17 protein-coding genes and 1 pseudogene are annotated in these 16,890 nt (G+C 72.5%); 11 read left to right on the top strand and 7 right to left on the bottom strand.

The window, feature by feature from the left end:
• Positions 1–5 precede the first annotated feature (5 nt).
• Complete coding sequence (locus ACZ4YL_RS12515) at positions 6–1,385, top strand: aminopeptidase P family protein (RefSeq protein WP_468116007.1); 1,380 nt, start codon at positions 6–8, stop codon at positions 1,383–1,385.
• Here ACZ4YL_RS12515 and ACZ4YL_RS12510 read toward each other — a convergent pair.
• Positions 1,382–2,290 carry a LysR family transcriptional regulator gene (locus ACZ4YL_RS12510; RefSeq protein ID WP_468116005.1) on the bottom strand — a complete coding sequence of 303 codons (909 nt, stop codon included), beginning with the start codon at positions 2,288–2,290 and terminating at the stop codon, positions 1,382–1,384. The two genes, ACZ4YL_RS12515 and ACZ4YL_RS12510, sit on opposite strands and share 4 nt — an antisense overlap.
• Before the next feature lie 119 nt (positions 2,291–2,409).
• Between ACZ4YL_RS12510 and ACZ4YL_RS12505 the strand changes: the two genes are divergently transcribed.
• The 3 genes from ACZ4YL_RS12505 (at position 2,410) to ACZ4YL_RS12495 (ending at position 4,288) form a co-directional block, all read left to right on the top strand.
• Positions 2,410–3,171, top strand: a complete 762-nt coding sequence (locus tag ACZ4YL_RS12505; RefSeq protein ID WP_468116003.1) for an SDR family NAD(P)-dependent oxidoreductase — start codon at positions 2,410–2,412, stop codon at positions 3,169–3,171.
• A gap of 41 nt (positions 3,172–3,212) precedes the next feature.
• Complete coding sequence (locus tag ACZ4YL_RS12500) at positions 3,213–3,422, top strand: tautomerase family protein (protein WP_266378321.1); 210 nt, start codon at positions 3,213–3,215, stop codon at positions 3,420–3,422.
• Between the two features lie 362 nt (positions 3,423–3,784).
• Complete coding sequence (locus ACZ4YL_RS12495) at positions 3,785–4,288, top strand: transposase family protein (protein ID WP_468116001.1); 504 nt, start codon at positions 3,785–3,787, stop codon at positions 4,286–4,288.
• Here the strand turns inward: ACZ4YL_RS12495 and ACZ4YL_RS12490 are convergent.
• The 4 genes from ACZ4YL_RS12490 to ACZ4YL_RS12475 form a co-directional block, all read right to left on the bottom strand.
• Positions 4,189–5,271, bottom strand: coding sequence for an RICIN domain-containing protein (locus ACZ4YL_RS12490; RefSeq protein ID WP_468115999.1), 1,083 nt, complete (start codon positions 5,269–5,271; stop codon positions 4,189–4,191). The two genes, ACZ4YL_RS12495 and ACZ4YL_RS12490, sit on opposite strands and share 100 nt — an antisense overlap.
• A 90-nt stretch (positions 5,272–5,361) precedes the next feature.
• A complete protein-coding gene (locus ACZ4YL_RS12485; RefSeq protein ID WP_468115997.1) occupies positions 5,362–6,543 on the bottom strand; it encodes an ISAs1 family transposase in 1,182 nt (393 codons plus the stop codon).
• A gap of 295 nt (positions 6,544–6,838) precedes the next feature.
• Complete coding sequence (locus ACZ4YL_RS12480) at positions 6,839–7,237, bottom strand: RidA family protein (RefSeq protein WP_468115995.1); 399 nt, start codon at positions 7,235–7,237, stop codon at positions 6,839–6,841.
• Entirely contained in the window at positions 7,234–8,367 is a 1,134-nt protein-coding gene (locus ACZ4YL_RS12475) for an acyl-CoA dehydrogenase family protein (RefSeq protein ID WP_468115993.1), read from the bottom strand. Before ACZ4YL_RS12475 ends, ACZ4YL_RS12480 begins: the two co-directional genes overlap by 4 nt.
• Before the next feature lie 146 nt (positions 8,368–8,513).
• Between ACZ4YL_RS12475 and ACZ4YL_RS12470 the strand changes: the two genes are divergently transcribed.
• The 6 genes from ACZ4YL_RS12470 to ACZ4YL_RS12445 all read left to right on the top strand — a co-directional run bounded on the left by ACZ4YL_RS12470 (position 8,514) and on the right by ACZ4YL_RS12445 (position 13,498).
• Entirely contained in the window at positions 8,514–10,169 is a 1,656-nt protein-coding gene (locus ACZ4YL_RS12470) for an AMP-binding protein (RefSeq protein ID WP_468115991.1), read from the top strand.
• A gap of 141 nt (positions 10,170–10,310) precedes the next feature.
• On the top strand, positions 10,311–11,111 hold the full coding sequence (locus tag ACZ4YL_RS12465; RefSeq protein WP_468115989.1) for a PaaX family transcriptional regulator: 801 nt from the start codon (positions 10,311–10,313) through the stop codon (positions 11,109–11,111).
• 27 nt (positions 11,112–11,138) lie between these two features.
• The gene (locus ACZ4YL_RS12460) at positions 11,139–11,534 is read left to right on the top strand and encodes a hypothetical protein (RefSeq protein WP_468115987.1); all 396 of its coding nucleotides are present in this window, start codon (positions 11,139–11,141) and stop codon (positions 11,532–11,534) included.
• A gap of 44 nt (positions 11,535–11,578) precedes the next feature.
• On the top strand, positions 11,579–12,418 hold the full coding sequence (locus tag ACZ4YL_RS12455; RefSeq protein WP_468115985.1) for a GNAT family N-acetyltransferase: 840 nt from the start codon (positions 11,579–11,581) through the stop codon (positions 12,416–12,418).
• 84 nt (positions 12,419–12,502) lie between these two features.
• Positions 12,503–12,919 (top strand): SgcJ/EcaC family oxidoreductase, encoded by a 417-nt coding sequence (locus ACZ4YL_RS12450; RefSeq protein WP_468116275.1) that lies wholly within the window; start codon positions 12,503–12,505, stop codon positions 12,917–12,919.
• 60 nt (positions 12,920–12,979) lie between these two features.
• Complete coding sequence (locus ACZ4YL_RS12445; RefSeq protein ID WP_468115983.1) at positions 12,980–13,498, top strand: InlB B-repeat-containing protein; 519 nt, start codon at positions 12,980–12,982, stop codon at positions 13,496–13,498.
• A gap of 18 nt (positions 13,499–13,516) precedes the next feature.
• Here the strand turns inward: ACZ4YL_RS12445 and ACZ4YL_RS12440 are convergent, their stop codons facing one another.
• Together ACZ4YL_RS12440 and ACZ4YL_RS12435 are read right to left on the bottom strand one after the other, a co-directional pair.
• Entirely contained in the window at positions 13,517–15,766 is a 2,250-nt protein-coding gene (locus ACZ4YL_RS12440; RefSeq protein WP_468115981.1) for a bifunctional salicylyl-CoA 5-hydroxylase/oxidoreductase, read from the bottom strand.
• A gap of 4 nt (positions 15,767–15,770) precedes the next feature.
• On the bottom strand, positions 15,771–16,598 hold the full coding sequence (locus tag ACZ4YL_RS12435) for an enoyl-CoA hydratase family protein (protein WP_468115979.1): 828 nt from the start codon (positions 16,596–16,598) through the stop codon (positions 15,771–15,773).
• 60 nt (positions 16,599–16,658) lie between these two features.
• Here ACZ4YL_RS12435 and ACZ4YL_RS12430 point away from each other — a divergent pair.
• Positions 16,659–16,850 (top strand): annotated as a pseudogene (locus ACZ4YL_RS12430) (ATP-binding protein); the annotation flags it as partial.
• Positions 16,851–16,890 lie beyond the last annotated feature (40 nt).

Genomic DNA, 16,890 nt, shown 5'->3' with positions numbered 1-16,890 from the left:
TCCTCGTGACCGACGCGTCCGCCCGCCTCAACACGGGCAGTCACGACCGCCCGGTGTCCCCGGAGTTGTCCCGGTACATGACGGGCAACTGGGCCTCGACCCCGCTGCCCGACTCCGACCGGGTCCCCGGCCACGCCGTCACCCCGGCCCGCCGGGCGCGGCTCTCGGCCCGCTTCCCGGGCGAGCGGCTGATCGTCCCGGCCGGGGAGCTGAAGGTCCGCTCCAACGACTGCGACCACCGCTTCCGCCCGCACAGCGCGTACGCCTGGCTGACCGGCCTCACCGGCGAGGACCAGGCGGGCCACGTCCTGGTCATGGAGCCGTCGGGCCCGCACGCCCACGAAGCCGTGCTGTACCTGCGGCCGCGCTCGCCGCGGGCGGACGGGGACGGGGAGTTCTACCGGGACCGCCGGTACGGGGAGTTCTGGGTGGGCCGCCGGCCGGACCTCGCGGAGGCCGAGCGCCTCACGGGCATCCGCTGCGCGCACCTGGACGGGCTCGGCTCACCGGCCGGCCGCACCGCGTCCTGCGACGCCGAACTCGCCTCCGCGCTCTCGGAGCTGCGCCTGGTGAAGGACGCGTGGGAGGTCGGGCAGCTCCAACTGGCCGTCGACCACACGGCGGCGGGCTTCGAGGACGTCGTACGGGCCCTGCCGCGCGCGCTGGCGCATCCGCGCGGGGAGCGGTGGATCGAGGGGGTCTTCGGCCTGCGCGCCCGGGCGGAGGGCAACGGCACCGGGTACGAGACGATCGCGGCGTCCGGCGCCCACGCCTGCACCCTGCACTGGATCCGCAACGACGGCCGGCTGAACGGGGCGGAACTGCTGCTCCTGGACGCGGGCGTGGAGACGGACACCCTCTACACGGCCGACATCACCCGCACCCTGCCGCTGTCGGGCCGCTTCTCCCCCGTCCAGCGCCAGGTGTACGAGCTGGTCCTGGCCGCCCAGGAGGCGGGCATCGCGGCGCTGCGCCCGGGGGCGAGCTTCGGGGACTTCCACCGGGCCGGGATGCGGGTGATCGCGGAGGGCCTGGCGGAGTGGGGCGTCCTGAAGGACGCGGAGGGCGACCTGCACCGGCGGTACACGCTGTGCAGCAGCGGCCACATGCTGGGGCTCGACGTGCACGACTGCGCGAAGGCCCGGGCGGAGACCTATCTGGACGGCGTGCTGGAGGAGGGGCAGGTCCTGACGGTGGAGCCGGGCCTGTACCTCCAGCCCGACGACGAGACCCTCCCGGCGGAGCTGCGGGGCATCGGCGTCCGCATCGAGGACGACCTGGTCATCACGGCGAACGGCGCGCGCCTGATGTCGGGTGCGCTGCCGCGCACGGTGTCCGGCATCGAGGAGTGGATGGGCCGGCTCCTGGAGACTGCACAGCACTAGACGCTGTGCGGGGTGGTGAGCCGGGCGGTCAGCTCCTCGACGAAGGCCTCCACGTGGGGTGGGCGCGGTCCGGTGCGGGTGGCGCAGAACCAGGTACGGGTCAGTGGCCGCGCGCCGATGCCGGCGAGGGCGAGGCCGTGCGAGGCCGCGTAGGGGGCGGCCACCCAGTTGGGCAGCACGGTCACGCCCTGGCCGCCGGCCACCATCTCGATCACCAGGTCGGTCACCACCGGCATGGTGGTGATCCGGGCCGGCCGGGCCCCGACGGGGATCGGCAGCGGCATCGACGGGATCCGCTTCTGGTCGTAGAAGTCGTAGAGGACGAGGTCGGCGCCGTCGAAGTCACGGGCGGTCAGGTGCGCGCGCGAGGCCCACGGGTGGCCGGCGGGCACCACCGCCACCATCTCGTCCTCGAACAGTCTGGTCAGCGAGACCCGGTCCATCTGCAGGTCCGGCTTGGTGACCAGCGCGACGTCGACGAGGTCGGCGAGCAGGGCCGGGATCGGCGCGTCGTCGGCGACGGTCTCGATGCGCACGTCGATGTCCGGAGCGCGCTCGCGGAAGGCGCGGAGCACCGGCGGCAGCCACGGGAAGGTCGTACTGCACTGCGCGGTGAAGCGGACCCGCCGGTCGCGTCCGTCACGGATCTCGCGCAGGTCCCGGGCCGCCGAGTCCAGTTCGCCGAGGACGTGGCGGGCCGCGACCAGCAGCCGGCGGCCGGCGGCGTTGGGGACCAGGCGGCGGCCCTTGCGGTCGAAGAGGGCCATGCCCAGGCGGGCCTCCAGCCGGGTGAGCCGCTGGCTGAGGGCGGGCTGGCTCACGTAGAGCCGCTCGGCGGCCGCGGTCAGCGAGCCGGCCTCGGCGGTGGCGGCCAGGAGCTCCAGGTCACGCAGATCCACATCCATAACCAGGGATTATCACACGCTCCAATCTTCGTCGTGGTGTTATGAGTTGGGCGCTCCTAGGTTCGTGGTGTCAGCCGGTCGGGACCCCGACGGACGACACCGACGAAAGGCACAGCGCCATGACCGACACGCACACGGACATCAACGACACCACCACCACCGCTCTGGTCACCGGCTCCTCCAGCGGCATCGGCCTGGACATCGCCCGCGCCTTCCTTGCGAGCGGCGCCAACGTCGTCCTGAACGGCCGGGACGCCGACCGCCTCGCCAAGGCCGCGGCCACCCTCGGTCACCCCGGGCGGACCGCGTGGGTCGCGGGCGCCATCGCCGATCCGACGACGGGCGAGGCCCTCGTCCGTACCGCCCTGGACCGATTCGGCCGCATCGACGTCCTGGTCAACAACGCGGGCACCTTCGCCCCCAAGCCCTTCACCGAGGTCACCGAGGAAGACCTCGACGGCTTCCTGACCGGCAACCTCAAGGGCACCTACCTCACCACCCAGGCCGTGGTACGGGCGCTGCGCGCGCAGGGCCGGGGCGGCAGCATCGTCAACATCGGCACCGTCCTGGTGGACCACGCGCTGGCGGGCTTCCCGTCCTCCGCGCCGGTGGTGAGCAAGGCGGGGGTGCACGCGCTGACGACCAGCCTGGCCGCCGAACTCGCCGCCGACGGCATCCGCGTGAACCTCGTGTCCCCCGGCATCATCCGCACCCCGCTGCACGCGGGATCCGACGTGGACTCCTTCGGCGGGCTCGCCCTGCTGAACCGGGTCGGCGAGGTCACGGAGATCTCCGAGGCGGTGCTCTACCTCGCGGGCGCCACCTTCGTCACCGGCCACGCCCTGCGCGTGGACGGCGGCCACGTCACCGGCCGCGCCTGATCCCGGACCCACCCACCCGCACCGGAAGGACATCCCTCACCATGCCGTACGTCAACGTCAGGATCACCCGTGAAGGCGCCACCGCCGCCCAGAAGGCCGAGATCATCGCCGGTGTGACCGACCTGCTGGTCCAGGTCCTCGACAAGGACCCGGCCACCACCTTCGTCCTCATCGACGAGGTGGAGCTGGAGGACTGGGGCGTGGGCGGCGTCCGGACGGACGAGTACCGCCGTATCCGCGCACGGAACTAGTGCTGTGACCGGCAAGGTTCACCGGGTTGCGACGCCCGGCACGGCACCTCGCTGCGTTGTCGGACCGCGCAAGTACGTCCGGTACGAGCCGCGGCCCTCCGCCTTGCGATGCACCGCACCTGACGCCGCAACCCGGCAAACCTTTCCGGCCACAGCACTAGGTCCTTTCCAGGCGGGGTCCAGGGCAGGGGCATTGCATGTTCGAGATCGGTCCGGTTCGCCGGTCTTGTGATGTGATGCCATGTCTCGTTCTGGGGATGGTTGTTCCCCGGAACGCAGTGCAGGCACGGCGCCGGTGATCATGTGGTTGTCGAGACCCATGAGAACCGAGCGAGACCGTGCCTGCCCGAACATCATCGCCCATGCCCGCCGGGCTGGGACACCTGACCCTCCAGAATCGCGCTGTCACCCGACAGGATGCCGCTGACCTGCGGCGCTTCCTGATCTGGGTGCCCGACCCACGCAGTCGGCGGGGGCGGCGGTATCCGATGCTCCCCCTGTTGTGCGCGGCAGCTTCGGCCGTGCTGGCCGGTGCCCGTTCCCTCATCGCGATCGGGGAGTGGATAACGGACGCCCCGCAGTCGGCCCTGGAGGTCCTCGACTTCCCAGCCGAGCCGCTCCACTGCGGACTCCACTCCACTGGAGTCCGCTTCGGAATAGACTCCAGTGGAGTCCGGTCCGCTCCTGCAGAAGAGTCCATAGGGCCCCTCCTACGGAGTCTTCTCCACTCCGCAGAGGACTCCATAGGAGGGGTAAACCGATCCCGCTACGCGCACTTGCGGATGGTCACCCGGCCGCCGTTCTTGGTCATCTCACTGGAGTGCGGCGCGAGACAGAGCCCCGTCCACTGGTTGGTGAAGGTGTAGGTACCGCTGATCTTGGTCGGGTTGACCGACCAGAGCTGGTTGCCCGAGTCCCAGCGGGTCTCGCAGCCCCACCACATGAGCTGGGTGTTCTGGCCGGGCGGGGTGCCGTTGTTGTAGGGGACTGTGAGGCAGTAGCCGTTGTTGTTGCGGATGGTGAAATAGCCGTTGCTCGCCTTGACGGCGTTCCATTTCTGCGCGGCCCCGCCGTCGCAGGTGCGCTGCACCACGAGCCCGCCGTTGGGGACGGTGGGGCCGATGGCCAGGCACTTGCCGCTCAGCAGGTTCTTGTAGGGAGCCTTGCCGCCGGCCGACCACATGTCGTAGGTCTTGGTGGTCGGCGGGTCCTGCCCGCAGATGTCCCTCAGCTCCGTGTCGGTCATCTTGCGGCTCTGATACAACCAGGCGAAGGACCGGCTGGTGTCCGGCACCCGGACGACCGCGTTCTTGACGAGCTCGTTCTTGTTGCCGTCGTAGCGGGCATCGATGTCGACGACCGCCTCGATCAGCGGCTCCTTGACCTCGATCCAGCCGACGCTGCCCAGGGGGACCGCGGCGGTGTGCGTATGGGTGTCGCTGGTGCTCCAGGTCCAGCTCCAACCGAGCTTGGGCCCGACGGAGGCCTCCCAGTCACCGAACTTCTTCTTCCCGCCGATGTCGAGGCCGAAGGAGAAGCTGGTGGAGGAGCTCTTGGTTCCGGCGACGCTCACGCTGCCGCTACTGGTGCAGCCGTAGGCGATGGGGCTCTTCCCACTGCCGAGCTTGTCGGGCATGGTGGCCTCGCCCCATACTTGCTTGCTGCTTTTGAAGGTGAGGTAGCACTCGGGGTCCCAGTAGATGATGTCCCCGGCCTGCGTGGGCCTCGGGTCGGCGCAGTCCTCGGCTACCTGCGCGGGCGACTTGGCCGCCGCGAACGCCGTCGGGGTCAGCGGGAAGTAGCTCATTATCAAGGCGAGCAACACGATCGTCCTCTTCACGTTCTTCACGAGGCGTGAGCTTAGGGATCATGAATGGCCGCTGAGGGAACGCCGTATGTATCTCAGGGGCATTGCATGGTTGCGGTCTGTCCGGATTGATCACGTGAGGCCGAGGATTCGCAGGGGTCGGGTGTGGTCGCGGCCGGTGTGGCGGAGGGCAGCGGCGATGTTGGTGTGGCCGTTCTGGCGGAAGATGCCGATGGCGAGGTTGCGCAGGCCGGCCATGGTGCGGGGCAGGTGGCCGGTGCGGACTTTGGAGTCGTCCTCGCGGAAGGTCCGGTCTCGGACGTGGTGCAGGAGGTTCTCGATGCCCCAGTGGCCCCTGATCCAGGTGGCGAGCTGGACGGCGGTGGCGTCGTAGGTGTCCAGGCTAGTGATCAGGTAGACCCGTTCGATGGTGAGCTTCCCGGTCGAGCGGTCGCGGCGCCATCGGACGATCTGGATCGCCTGGCGGGCGCCGGGATAGTCGAGGTGGTGGAAGGCGGCGGTCTTGAGTCGGCGGATCTCGTCGCGGTGGTGGGCCCGGTCGCGGGTGCGGTGGTCCAGCGGGATGTCCGCCCAGGGCAGCGTTTTGACCTGGGCATACAGCCCGGGGTGGTTCTTTTTCACGATGGCCAGGTAGTGGGCGCCGCGCTCGCGGAGGTACGTGCCGTGGGCGTGCTGGGTGTGCAGGGCATCGCTGGTGATCACGTTGTCGCTCAGGTCGATGCTGTCCAGCAGCGGGGCGAAGGCGGGGATCTCGTTGCTTCTGGAGGCGACCTGCCGCTGGGCCAGGACCACGCCGTGGTGGTCCATTGCGGCCAGCAGCTGGATCGCGGTGCTTGTGACGGTGCGCGAGCCGCGGACCGTCTTGCCGTCGACCGCGATCGCCCGCGGCACCGGCTTCGCCGATCGCTCGGACTCGCTCGGGTGTACTCCTCTGGCCTGTAGGAATGCTCCGATGGCAGCGTCCAGAGCGTCGGCGTCCAGCCGCTGGAGCAGGCGCCGGACGGTCGCCGGGTGAGGGACGGGATGGACACCGGTGAGCGGCTCGGCCGGGAAGTCGAGGACCTCCAGGGCCGACTGCGGGGCGTCCGTTATCCACTCCCCGATCGCGATGAGGGAACGGGCACCGGCCAGCACGGCCGAAGCTGCCGCGCACAACAGGGGGAGCATCGGATACCGCCGCCCCCGCCGACTGCGTGGGTCGGGCACCCAGATCAGGAAGCGCCGCAGGTCAGCGGCATCCTGTCGGGTGACAGCGCGATTCTGGAGGGTCAGGTGTCCCAGCCCGGCGGGCATGGGCGATGCTGTTCGGGCAGGCACGGTCTCGCTCGGTTCTCATGGGTCTCGACAACCACATGATCACCGGCGCCGTGCCTGCACTGCGTTCCGGGGAACAACCATCCCCAGAACGAGACATGACATCACATCACAAGACCGGCGAACCGGACCGATCTCGAACATGCAATGCCCCTGGGGTCCAGGGCGGACACGGCGGAGTGTCCCCGCAGGACGAGCGCGCGTCCACGCCTCCGGCGGCCCCGGCCGTCCCGCCGCCCGGACCACGGCACGGCACGGCCAGGCCGCCCCACCGTTACGGGAGGACCGCCACGCCGTCGAGTTCCACCAGGGCCTGGTCGTCCCAGAGGCGGACCACGCCGATGACGGCCATCGCCGGATAGTCGCGGCCGGCCGACCGCCGCCAGATGCGGCCCAGTTCGGCCGCGTGGGTCCGGTACGCCGCCACGTCCACCGCGTACACCGTCACCCGGGCCAGGTCCGCCGGGGTGCCGCCCGCCGCGGCGAGGGCCGTCAGGAGGTTGGCGAGGGCGACCTCGAACTGCTCCGGCAGGCTCTCGCCGACCACCTTGCCCCCGCCGTCCAGGGCGGTCTGGCCCGCCAGGAACACCAGCCGGGTGCCGGTCGCCGCGACCGCGTGCGAGAAACCCGTCGCGGGCGACAGCTCCGCCGGGTTGATCCGCTCCAGGCTCATCGCGGCGCCACCGCCCCGTACAGCTCCTTCGCGATGATCGTGCGCTGCACCTCGCTCGCCCCCTCGTAGATCCGCGGTGCCCGTACCTCCCGGTAGAGGTGTTCGAGCAGGTGGCCGCGCTGGAGGGCGACCGCGCCGTGCAGTTGGACCGCGTGGTCGACCACGTACTGGGCCGTCTCCGTGGCCAGCAGTTTCGCCATCGCCGCCCGGCGCGGGACGTCCCCGGCCCCCCGGTCGTAGGCCCCGGCCGCCGCGTACACCAGCAGCCGGGCCGCCTCCGTGCGGGTGGCCATCTCGGCCACCCGGTGCGCCACCGCCTGCAGATCGCTCAGCGTTCCGCCGAACGCGGTCCGGTCCGCCGTGTACGCGAGCGTCGCGTCCAGCGCGGCCCGGGCCATGCCCACCGCGAAGGCGCCGACGCTCGGCCGGAAGAGGTTCAGGGTGTCCATCGCGACGCGGAAACCCCGCCCGGGTTCGCCGAGCAGGTCCCGCGGGCCGACCGGTACCCCGTCGAACGCGAGGGAGCCGATGGGGTGCGGGGAGAGCATGTCCAGGGGTGCGCCGGAGAGTCCGGGGCGGTCGGCCGGGACCAGGAAGGCCGAGACCCCCTTCGCCCCCGGCCCCTCGCCCGTTCGGGCGAACACGGTGTAGAAATCCGCCTCGGGGGCGTTGGAGATCCAGCACTTCTCACCGCTGAGCCGCCAGCCTCCCCCGCCGGCCGGACCGGGCGTCGCCGCCAGCGCCAGCGCCGCCGCGTCCGAGCCCGCCCCCGGCTCGCTCAGCGCGAAGGCGGCCACCGCCCGCCCGGCGCGCACCTGCGGCAGCCAGCGCTCCCGCTGCTCCTCGCTCCCCGCCCGCAGGACCGGGTAGGCCCCGAGCCCCTGCAGGGCGAGCGCCGTCTCGGCCTCCGTGCAACCGTAGGCGAGGGATTCCCGCAGCAGGCACAGTTCCAGCGCGCCCGAGGCGAACACCCGCTCCAGCAGGCCCAGCTCCCCCAGTGCCGCCAGCAGCGGCCGGTTGACCCGCCCCGGTTCCCCCTTCTCGGCCAGTGGCCGCAACCGCTGCACCGCCAGTGCGCGCAACTGCCCGCACCATTCCTCCTGGTCCACCCCGAGCGCGAATCCGGTCATCCGAATATCCCCGCATCTATCGCGTCCTGTTGACTGCCGTCACCATCACGATACGCTCCTGGAAGGACCTTCCGGCTGTGGCCGGAGGAACCACCGCACGGCCGGCTCCACCCCACCCCGGACCGCTGCAAGGGGGGCGACCCGCCTTGGACCTCAAGCCTTCCGCTCACACCGACACCTTCGCCCGTGACCATCTGCCACCCGCGGACACCTGGCCGGAGCTCCTCTTCGATCTGCCCGAACTGGCCTACCCGGACCGCCTGAACTGCGGGGCCGAGCTGCTCGACGCCACCATCGCCCGGTTCGGTCCGGCGGGCGCCGACCGCCCGGCCTTCCGCAGCTCCACGGGCGAGGTGTGGACGTACGGCGGTCTGCGCGAGCGGGTGGACCGCCTGGCCCACACCCTGACCGCCGACCTCGGCGTGGTCCCCGGCAACCGGGTGCTCCTGCGCGGGCCCACCGGCCCCTGGCTCGCGGCCTGCTGGCTCGCGGTGATGAAGGCGGGCGCGGTGGCCGTCACCGTACTGCCCCAGCAGCGCGCGCAGGAGCTGGCCACGGTGTGCGCGATGGCTCGGGTGGGGCACGCCCTGTGCCACGCGGACGTGCTGGACGACCTGGTCAAGGCGGAGGTGCCGGGGCTGCGGATCACCGTGTACGGGGGCGCCGCCCCGGACGATCTGCTCCGGCTGGCCGAGAGACACCCCGACCCGTTCCCGGCCGCCCCGACCTCGGCGGACGACGTCGCCCTGATCGCCTTCACCTCCGGGACCACCGGGCGGCCCAAGGGCTGCATGCACTTCCACCGTGACCTGCTCGCCGTCGCCGACACCTTCTCCCGCAGCGTGCTGCGGCCCCGCCCGGACGACGTCTTCGCGGGCAGCCCGCCGCTCGGCTTCACCTTCGGCCTCGGCGGACTGGTGGTCTTCCCGCTGCGGGCCGGGGCCTCGGCGCTGCTGCTGGAGGAGGCGGTGCCGCGCAGGCTGCTGCCCGCGCTCGCGGAGCACCGGGTGACGGTGCTGTTCACCGCGCCCACCGCGTACCGGACGATGCTGGACGCGCTGGGCCCGTACGACGTGGGCATGTACGACCTGTCGGCGCTGCGGCGCTGCGTCTCGGCCGGGGAGAACCTGCCCGCCGCCACCTGGCAGGCCTGGTACGAGCGCACCGGCCTGCGGATCATCAACGGCATCGGGGCGACCGAGCTGCTGCACATCTTCATCTCCGCCGCCGACGAGGACATCCGGCCCGGGACGACGGGCCGGGTGGTCCCGGGCTGGGAGGCCCGGGTGGTGGACCGGGCCGGCCGCCCGGTCCCGGACAACGAGCCGGGGCTGCTGGCCGTGCGCGGCCCGGTGGGCTGCCGCTACCTGGCCGATCCCCGGCAGGGAGAGTACGTACAGGGCGGGTGGAACCTGACCGGTGACACCTACGTCCGCGATCCGGAGGGCTACTTCCGCTACGTCGCCCGGGCGGACGACATGATCGTCTCGGCGGGCTACAACATCGCCGGCCCCGAGGTGGAGGAAGCCCTGCTGCGCCACCCGGACGTGGTGGAGGCGGCGGTGGTGGGACTCCCGGACGAGCGGCGCGGGCAGATCGTGGTGGCGTACACCGTGGCACGCGACGGCGCGGTGCTGACGGAGGAGGTCCTGCGCACCTTCATGCGGGCGGAACTGGCCCCGCACAAGTGCCCGCGCTCCTTCGTCTTCCTCCCCGCCCTCCCCCGTACCGCGACGGGCAAACTGCAGCGCTTCCGGCTGCGCGATCCCGGCGCCCGGCCCGATCCGCCCGACAGGATCTAGGGGTGTCTTGCCGATCAGGCCGGGCTCGCGGTGCCCGGTGCCGCGCCTCGCCGCGTTGTCCTCGGTCGTCTTGCGATGTGCGGCACCGGACCCCGCTCCCTGATCCGGCCTGATAGGCAAGACACCCCCTAGAGTGAACCCGTGGTCGAGCAGCACACTCCGCGATCCCTGATCGTCACGTTCTACGGAGCCTACGGGCGGGCCTTCGAGGGCCCGGTCCCGGTGGCCGCGCTGATCCGCCTGCTGGGCGCGGCCGGCGTGGACGCCCCGTCGGTCCGCTCGTCGGTGTCCCGGCTGAAGCGGCGCGGCTTCCTGCTGCCCGAGCGGGCGGCGGACGGCTCGGCGGCGTACGGGCTCTCCGAGGAGGCGCGGCAGCTGCTGGACGACGGCGACCGCCGGATCTACGGCAGCCCGCGGCTGTCGCAGGAGTGGCTGGTGGCGGTGTTCTCGGTCCCGGAGCAGGAGCGGAACAAGCGGCATCTGCTGCGCTCGCGGCTGGCCCGGCTCGGTTTCGGCGCGGTGGCGCCGGGCGTGTGGATCGCCCCGGCCCGGCTGGCCGAGGAGACCGCGCACACCCTGGAGCGGCTGCACCTGACCCCGTACGTGGAACTCTTCCGCGGCGCCCACCTCGGTTTCGCCCCGACCGCCGAGGCGGTGGCCCGCTGGTGGGACCTGGCGGCCCTGGCCAAGCAGCACGAGGAATTCCTCGACCTGCACGAACCCGTCCTGCGCGCGCTCCGGCCGGGCCCGGAGCCGACCCCGGAGGAGGCCTACCGGAGCTACCTCCTCGCCCTGGACACCTGGCGGCGCCTCCCGTACGCCGACCCGGGCCTGCCGCGGGAACTGCTCCCGGCGGACTGGCCGGGCGACCGGGCGGCGGCGGTCTTCACCGAGCTGCACGAGCGGCTGCGTGATGCCGGGGAGCGCTTCGCGCAACCGTGACCGGCCGGGGGGACGTCGTAGGCACACATGACGACACCTGCTGCGCGCCCCTCCCCGAGGAGACGTCTCCTCACGCTCGGCCCGGCAGCGCTCGCCGGACTCGCGTCCGGTTGCACCGCCATCTCGCTGGCCGCCCACGCCCAGAGGTACTGCGACGCCGGAGCGGGCCCGGGCGGCCTCATGGAGCTGAACTTCACGCTGCTCCCGCTGGCCGTGGCCTTCGCGGTGATCGCCCTGTTCGTGGCCCACCTGCTCGAACAGCAGCCCGTGGTGCTGCAACTGGGCACCGTCCTGTTCGTACTGGCCGTGCTGACGGTCATGTACTTCGCCGTGCGCGGCACCCTCGGCGGCTATCCCGGAAACCTGGCCGAGTGCGGGCCCGACAACGTGCCGCCGTGGTGGCCGGGGTGGCTGCCCGCGTGAGAAATCCGGGTGCGGGCGGGCCGCGCGCCGCGCCACGATGGGCCATGACCTGGACCTTCAGCACGGACCTGACGGCCTATCTGGCCGCGGCGGGCCCGGCCGCGGCCGCGCGGCCCGTCTCCAACACCCTTCTTCTGACCGTGGCCGACGGGCTGCGGCGCCGCGGGGCCGGGGCCTACGGTGACGGCACCCCCTTCTTCGGCTGGTGGACGGGGCCCGACGGCGCCGTCGCCGGCGGCCTGCTGTGCACCCCGCCGTTCCCGGTCGTGCTCGGCGTGCTGCCCCGGGAAGCGGTCCGGGCGCTCGGGGCCGCGCTCGCCGGCGAACCGCTGCTCGCCGGGGCGCACGGGTTCAACGCCCGCCGCCCGGACGCGGAAGCGCTGGCCGAGGCCTGGGGGCGGCCCACCCGGATCGCCGAGGAGCTGCGCCTGTACCGGCTGGCCGGCCTGGTCGCCCCGGATCCCGCCCCGGCCGGGCGGGCCCGGCCCGCCACCGGGGCGGACCTCCCGCTGCTGCTGGAGTGGATCACGGCCTTCAGGGCGGAGGCGGGCGTTCCGGGCAGCGTCTCCGAGGACGTGCTGCGCGACCGGATCTCCTACGGCGGGATCCGGCTGTGGGAGCACGCCGGGACTCCCGTCTCGCTGGCCGGCTTCTCCCGCCCGATCGGCCGGGTCTCCCGCGTCGGCCCCGTCTACACCCCGCCCGAGCACCGCGGCCGCGGCTACGCCGCCGGGGTCACGCACGCGGTGAGCGAAGCGGCGTACGCGGCCGGCGCCACCGAGGTCCTGCTCTTCACGGACCTGGCCAACCCCACCAGCAACGGCGTCTACCTGCGCCTGGGTTACACCCCGGTCGAGGACCGCGCCGAGATCGTCCCCGCGTGACGGCAGAGCGCCGGCAGGGCCACGGCAGGGTCCGTACCGGCCTATGAGCCGGGCCTTGACCTCAACTGCCCTTGACGTTCGATGATGATCCACATGACGACCGAAAACGCAGCCCGGACCGCCGACATCGAGGCCATCGACCAGGTGGTGGCCGCCGTCGAGGCCTCGCAGCAGGCCAAGGACCCCGACGCCTTCCTCTCCCTCTTCCATCCCGACGCCCTGTGGACGACCGGCGGCGGCAAGGTCCTCATCGGCCTGGACGCCATCTCCGAGTTCACCCGCGCGGTACTCCCCGGCGCGAGCTGGGACGGCCGGGTCAGCTACACCGTCACCCACCTCCAGTTCCTCCGTCCGGACGTGGCCGCGGTCAAGGTCAGCCAGCTCTACCACCCGGCCGACGGCCCCGGGGACGAGGGCGTCCCGACGTACGTGATGACCAAGGACGACGACGGCCGCTGGCTCCTGACCGTCTGCCAGAACACCCAGGTCCCGAAGGCCTAGGGGGGCCGGCCTCGCTGTGGGGGCCGCCCCCGTATTCGGGTGAACCTCGGCCGGTAGGCGGTGCGGGGGCGGCACGACCGCCTGACGGTCGCGCGCCAGAACGGAACCACCCCCGCGGGCACGTTCAACTACGGCTGGGTCACGCCCAACGGCCAGCACCGCACGCTCATGGCCTACTCCAACGCCTGCCCCCAGGCGTGCAACGTGGTCAACTCGTACTCCACCCCCGACCGCACCTGGAACGGCCAGATCCTGGGCAACGCCCAGAACAACAACGCCGCCGTCGCGCTGCAGAACGCGGACATCCTGGCCGGATACCGCGCGTCGCTCGTGACCAACCGCCGCTCCCTGACCCTGCTCCACGACCCCGCGGGTGCGGGCACGGTCCGGGTCAGCGAGTACGGTCCGTACGACCCCGGCACGCAGGTCACCGTCACCGCCATCCCGAACCCCGGCTTCCGGTTCGACGCGTGGGCGGTGGACGGTTTCGAGCTGGAAGGGAACAACCCGAGCTACCAGCTCACCATGAACGCGGACCGGACCATCAATGCCCTGTTCGTGCCGATCGCGCAGCCGTAGCCGTCCCGCCGACGGGGCCTAGCCGCGGCCCGTCGGCGGTTTGCGGCTGCCCGCGCGGTACGGGGCCGGCCAGGGTGCGCCGGGGCCTTCGTAGGACTGCTCGGCGGCCGCGTGCAGGGTCCAGTGGGGGTCGTAGAGGTGGGGGCGGCCGAGGGCGCAGAGGTCGGCGCGGCCGGCCAGCAGCAGGGAGTTCACGTCGTCCCAGGAGGAGATGGCACCGACCGCGATGACCGGGACGCCGAGCGCGTTGCGGATCCGGTCGGCGTACGGGGTCTGGTACGAGCGCCCGTACTCGGGGGCCTCGTCCGCGACCACCTGGCCCGTCGAGACGTCGATGGCGTCCGCGCCGCGGGCGGCGAAGGCGGCCGCGATCCGTACCGCCTCCTCGGGCGAGGTGCCCCCGGGTGCCCAGTCGGTGGCCGAGAGGCGGACCGTCATCGGGCGGCCCTCGGGCCACACGGCGCGGACCGCGTCGAAGACCTCCAGCGGGAAGCGCAGCCGGTTCTCCAGGGAGCCGCCGTACTCGTCGTCGCGGTGGTTGGTCAGGGGGGACAGGAAGCCGGAGAGCAGGTAGCCGTGGGCGCAGTGCAGTTCGAGCAGGTCGAATCCGGCGTCGGCGGCGCGGACGGCGGCGGCCGCGAAATCGGAACGCAGCGCCGCCAGGTCGGCGCGCCCGAGGGTGCGCGGCAGCGCCGAGACGCCCGGCCGGTAGGGCAGCGCGGAGGCGGCCACCAGCGGCCAGTTGCCCTCGGGCAGGGGGGCGTCCATGCCCTCCCACATCACCCGGGTCGAGCCCTTGCGGCCGGCGTGCCCGAGCTGGACGCCGAGGGCGGTACCGGGCGCCGAGGTGTGGACGAAGTCGGCGATCCGCTTCCAGGCGGCCGCCTGCTCCTGGGTGTAGAGGCCGGTGCAGCCGGGGGTGATGCGGCCCTCGGCGGACACGCAGACCATCTCCGTCATCACCAGCCCGGCCCCGCCGAGGGCCCGCCCGCCGAGGTGGACGAGGTGGAAGTCGCCCGGCAGCCCGTCCTTGGCCGAGTACATGTCCATCGGTGAGACGACGACCCGGTTGCGCAGGGTCAGGCCCCGCAGGGTGAAGGGCGTGAACATCGCGGGAGTGCCGTCCGGGCAGCCGAAGTCCCCTTCCACGGCCCGTGTGAACCGTGCGTCGCGCATCCGCAGGTTGTCGTGCGTGACCCGGCGGCTGCGGGTGAGGAGGTTGAAGGCGAACTGCCGGGCGGGCTGGTCGACGTATCCGGCGATCTCCTCGAACCAGTGCCGGCTCGCGGCCGCCGCCCGCTGGGTGCTGGCGACCGCCGGGCGGCGGGCCGTCTCGTACGCGGCGAGGGCGGCCGGGACGTCGTCCGGTGCGGCGCCCACCGCTTCGGCGAGCGCGAGCGCGTCCTCGACGGCCAGTTTGGTGCCGGACCCGATGGAGAAGTGGGCGGTGTGCGCGGCGTCGCCGAGCAGCACCGTGTTGCCGTGCGACCAGCGCTCGTTGACGACGGTACGGAACTGCGTCCACGCGGAGCGGTTGCCGTGCAGCGGGCGCCCGCGCAGGGCCTCGCTGAAGATCTTGGCGCAGCGGGCCGCCGACTCGTTCTCGTCGCACAGGTCGAAGCCGGCGGCCCGCCACACCTCGTCGCGCATCTCCACGATCACCGTGGAGGCGTCGGCCGCGTAGGGGTAGGCGTGCAGCTGCATGACCCCGTGCTCGGTCTCCGCGATCTCGAAGCGGAAGGCGTCGAAGGCGAAGTCGGCGGCGAGCCAGATGTAGCGGCAGCGGCCGCCGGTCAGTGTCGGCCCGTAGTGCGCGGCGCCGGCCTCCCGGATCGCGCTGTGCACCCCGTCGGCCGCGACCACCAGGTCGTACGAGGCGGCGAGCTCGGCGGCCGCCGGGGCCTCGGAGCGGAAGCGGAGGCGGACGCCGAGGCCCGCGCAGCGCTCGTGCAGGATCTCCAGCAGCCGGCGCCGCCCGATGGCCGCGAAGCCGTGGCCGCCGGAGGTCAGCAGTCGGCCGCGGTGCACGATGTCCACGTCGTCCCAGCGCACGAACTCCGCGCTCAGGGCCGTGTGGACGACGGTGTCGGCCCGCTCGATGCCGCCGAGGGTCTCGTCGGAGAGCACCACGCCGAAGCCGAAGGTGTCGTCCGGGGCGTTGCGCTCCCAGACCTCCACCGTGTGGCCCTGGCGGGCCAGCAGCGCGGCGGCGTACAGCCCTCCCGGTCCCCCGCCGACGACGGCGACCCGCATGGCACCAGGGGCCATGTGACTACCTGCCCTTCCACTCCGGCGGCCGCTTCCCGGTGAAGGCCGCGTGGAACTCCGCGTAGTCCTGGCCGTGCATCAGCAGGGCCTGGGTGGCGGCGTCCAGTTCCACGGACGCGGCCAGGGGCATGTCGAGCTCGGCGGTGAGCAGGGCCTTGGTCTGCGCGTGGGCGAGGGCGGGGCCCGCGGCCAGGCGTGCGGCGAGTTCCGCGGCCCGTACGTGGGCCTTGCCCTCCTCGGTGAGCTCGCTGAGCAGGCCGATCCGCTCGGCCTCGGCCGCGTGGACGGGCTCCCCGAGCATCAGCAGGCGGGTGGCGTGGCCGAGGCCGACGACCCGGGGGAGCAGGTAGGCCGCGCCCATGTCGCCGCCGGAGAGACCGACCCGGGTGAAGAGGAAGGCGAAGCGGGCGGTGGGGTCGGCGATCCGGAAGTCGGCGGCGAGCGCGAGGACGGCTCCGGCCCCGGCGGCCACCCCGTGCACGGCGGCGATCACCGGGAAGGGGCATTCGCGGATGGCGCGCACCACCTGGCCGGTCATCCGGTTGAAGTCGAGGAGCTCGGCGGTGTCCATGGCGAGGGTGGCGCCGATGATCTCGTCGACGTCCCCGCCGGAGCAGAAGCCGCGCCCCTCGCCGCCGAGCACGAGGGCGCGTACGGAGCGCTCACGGGACAGTTCGCCGAGCAGGTCGCGCAGGTCGGCGTAGGCGCCGAAGGTGAGCGCGTTCAGCTTCTCGGGGCGGTCGAAGGTGACGGTGGCGACGCCGTCCTGCCGGGTGACCCGGAGGTGGTGCCACCGTTCGGTCGCTGGTGTGGAACCGGTGAAGGGGCTCACGTCACCGAAGATATCACCAGATCGTGACTGCCGTCACAGAAGCACGACATATTCGCGCCGCGGGGTGCCAGCCCGCCCGGCGACCTGTCGGCCCGTCCGGACGCCGGACGGCCCGACCCGTGGCAGGAGCACGGCCGCGGCCTGCTGCTGATCCGGAGCCTGAGCTCCGACTGCGGCCACCACCCCACCCCGCACGGCAAGGCCGTGTGGTTCACCCTGCCCGCCCAGCGGACCGGCCCCGCCGGCGCATGACGCGGTGCACGGCACGACGTATGACGCGGCGTACGACGCG

The sequence above is a fragment of the Streptomyces sp. NPDC030021 genome (genome assembly GCF_055574035.1).
This window is presented reverse-complemented; position numbering and strand designations above follow the sequence as displayed.

Excerpts from the sequence above, each read along its gene's own strand:
- ACZ4YL_RS12450 (WP_468116275.1), top strand. The coding sequence starts at position 12,503 with ATGATCCACATGACGACCGAAAACGCAGCCCGGACCGCCGACATCGAG.
- ACZ4YL_RS12505 (WP_468116003.1), top strand. The coding sequence starts at position 2,410 with ATGACCGACACGCACACGGACATCAACGACACCACCACCACCGCTCTG.
- ACZ4YL_RS12495 (WP_468116001.1), top strand. The coding sequence starts at position 3,785 with ATGCCCGCCGGGCTGGGACACCTGACCCTCCAGAATCGCGCTGTCACC.
- ACZ4YL_RS12440 (WP_468115981.1), bottom strand. The coding sequence starts at position 15,766 with ATGGCCCCTGGTGCCATGCGGGTCGCCGTCGTCGGCGGGGGACCGGGA.
- ACZ4YL_RS12500 (WP_266378321.1), top strand. The coding sequence starts at position 3,213 with ATGCCGTACGTCAACGTCAGGATCACCCGTGAAGGCGCCACCGCCGCC.
- ACZ4YL_RS12510 (WP_468116005.1), bottom strand. The coding sequence starts at position 2,290 with ATGGATGTGGATCTGCGTGACCTGGAGCTCCTGGCCGCCACCGCCGAG.
- ACZ4YL_RS12455 (WP_468115985.1), top strand. The coding sequence starts at position 11,579 with ATGACCTGGACCTTCAGCACGGACCTGACGGCCTATCTGGCCGCGGCG.
- ACZ4YL_RS12475 (WP_468115993.1), bottom strand. The coding sequence starts at position 8,367 with ATGACCGGATTCGCGCTCGGGGTGGACCAGGAGGAATGGTGCGGGCAG.
- ACZ4YL_RS12485 (WP_468115997.1), bottom strand. The coding sequence starts at position 6,543 with ATGCCCGCCGGGCTGGGACACCTGACCCTCCAGAATCGCGCTGTCACC.
- ACZ4YL_RS12480 (WP_468115995.1), bottom strand. The coding sequence starts at position 7,237 with ATGAGCCTGGAGCGGATCAACCCGGCGGAGCTGTCGCCCGCGACGGGT.
- ACZ4YL_RS12460 (WP_468115987.1), top strand. The coding sequence starts at position 11,139 with ATGACGACACCTGCTGCGCGCCCCTCCCCGAGGAGACGTCTCCTCACG.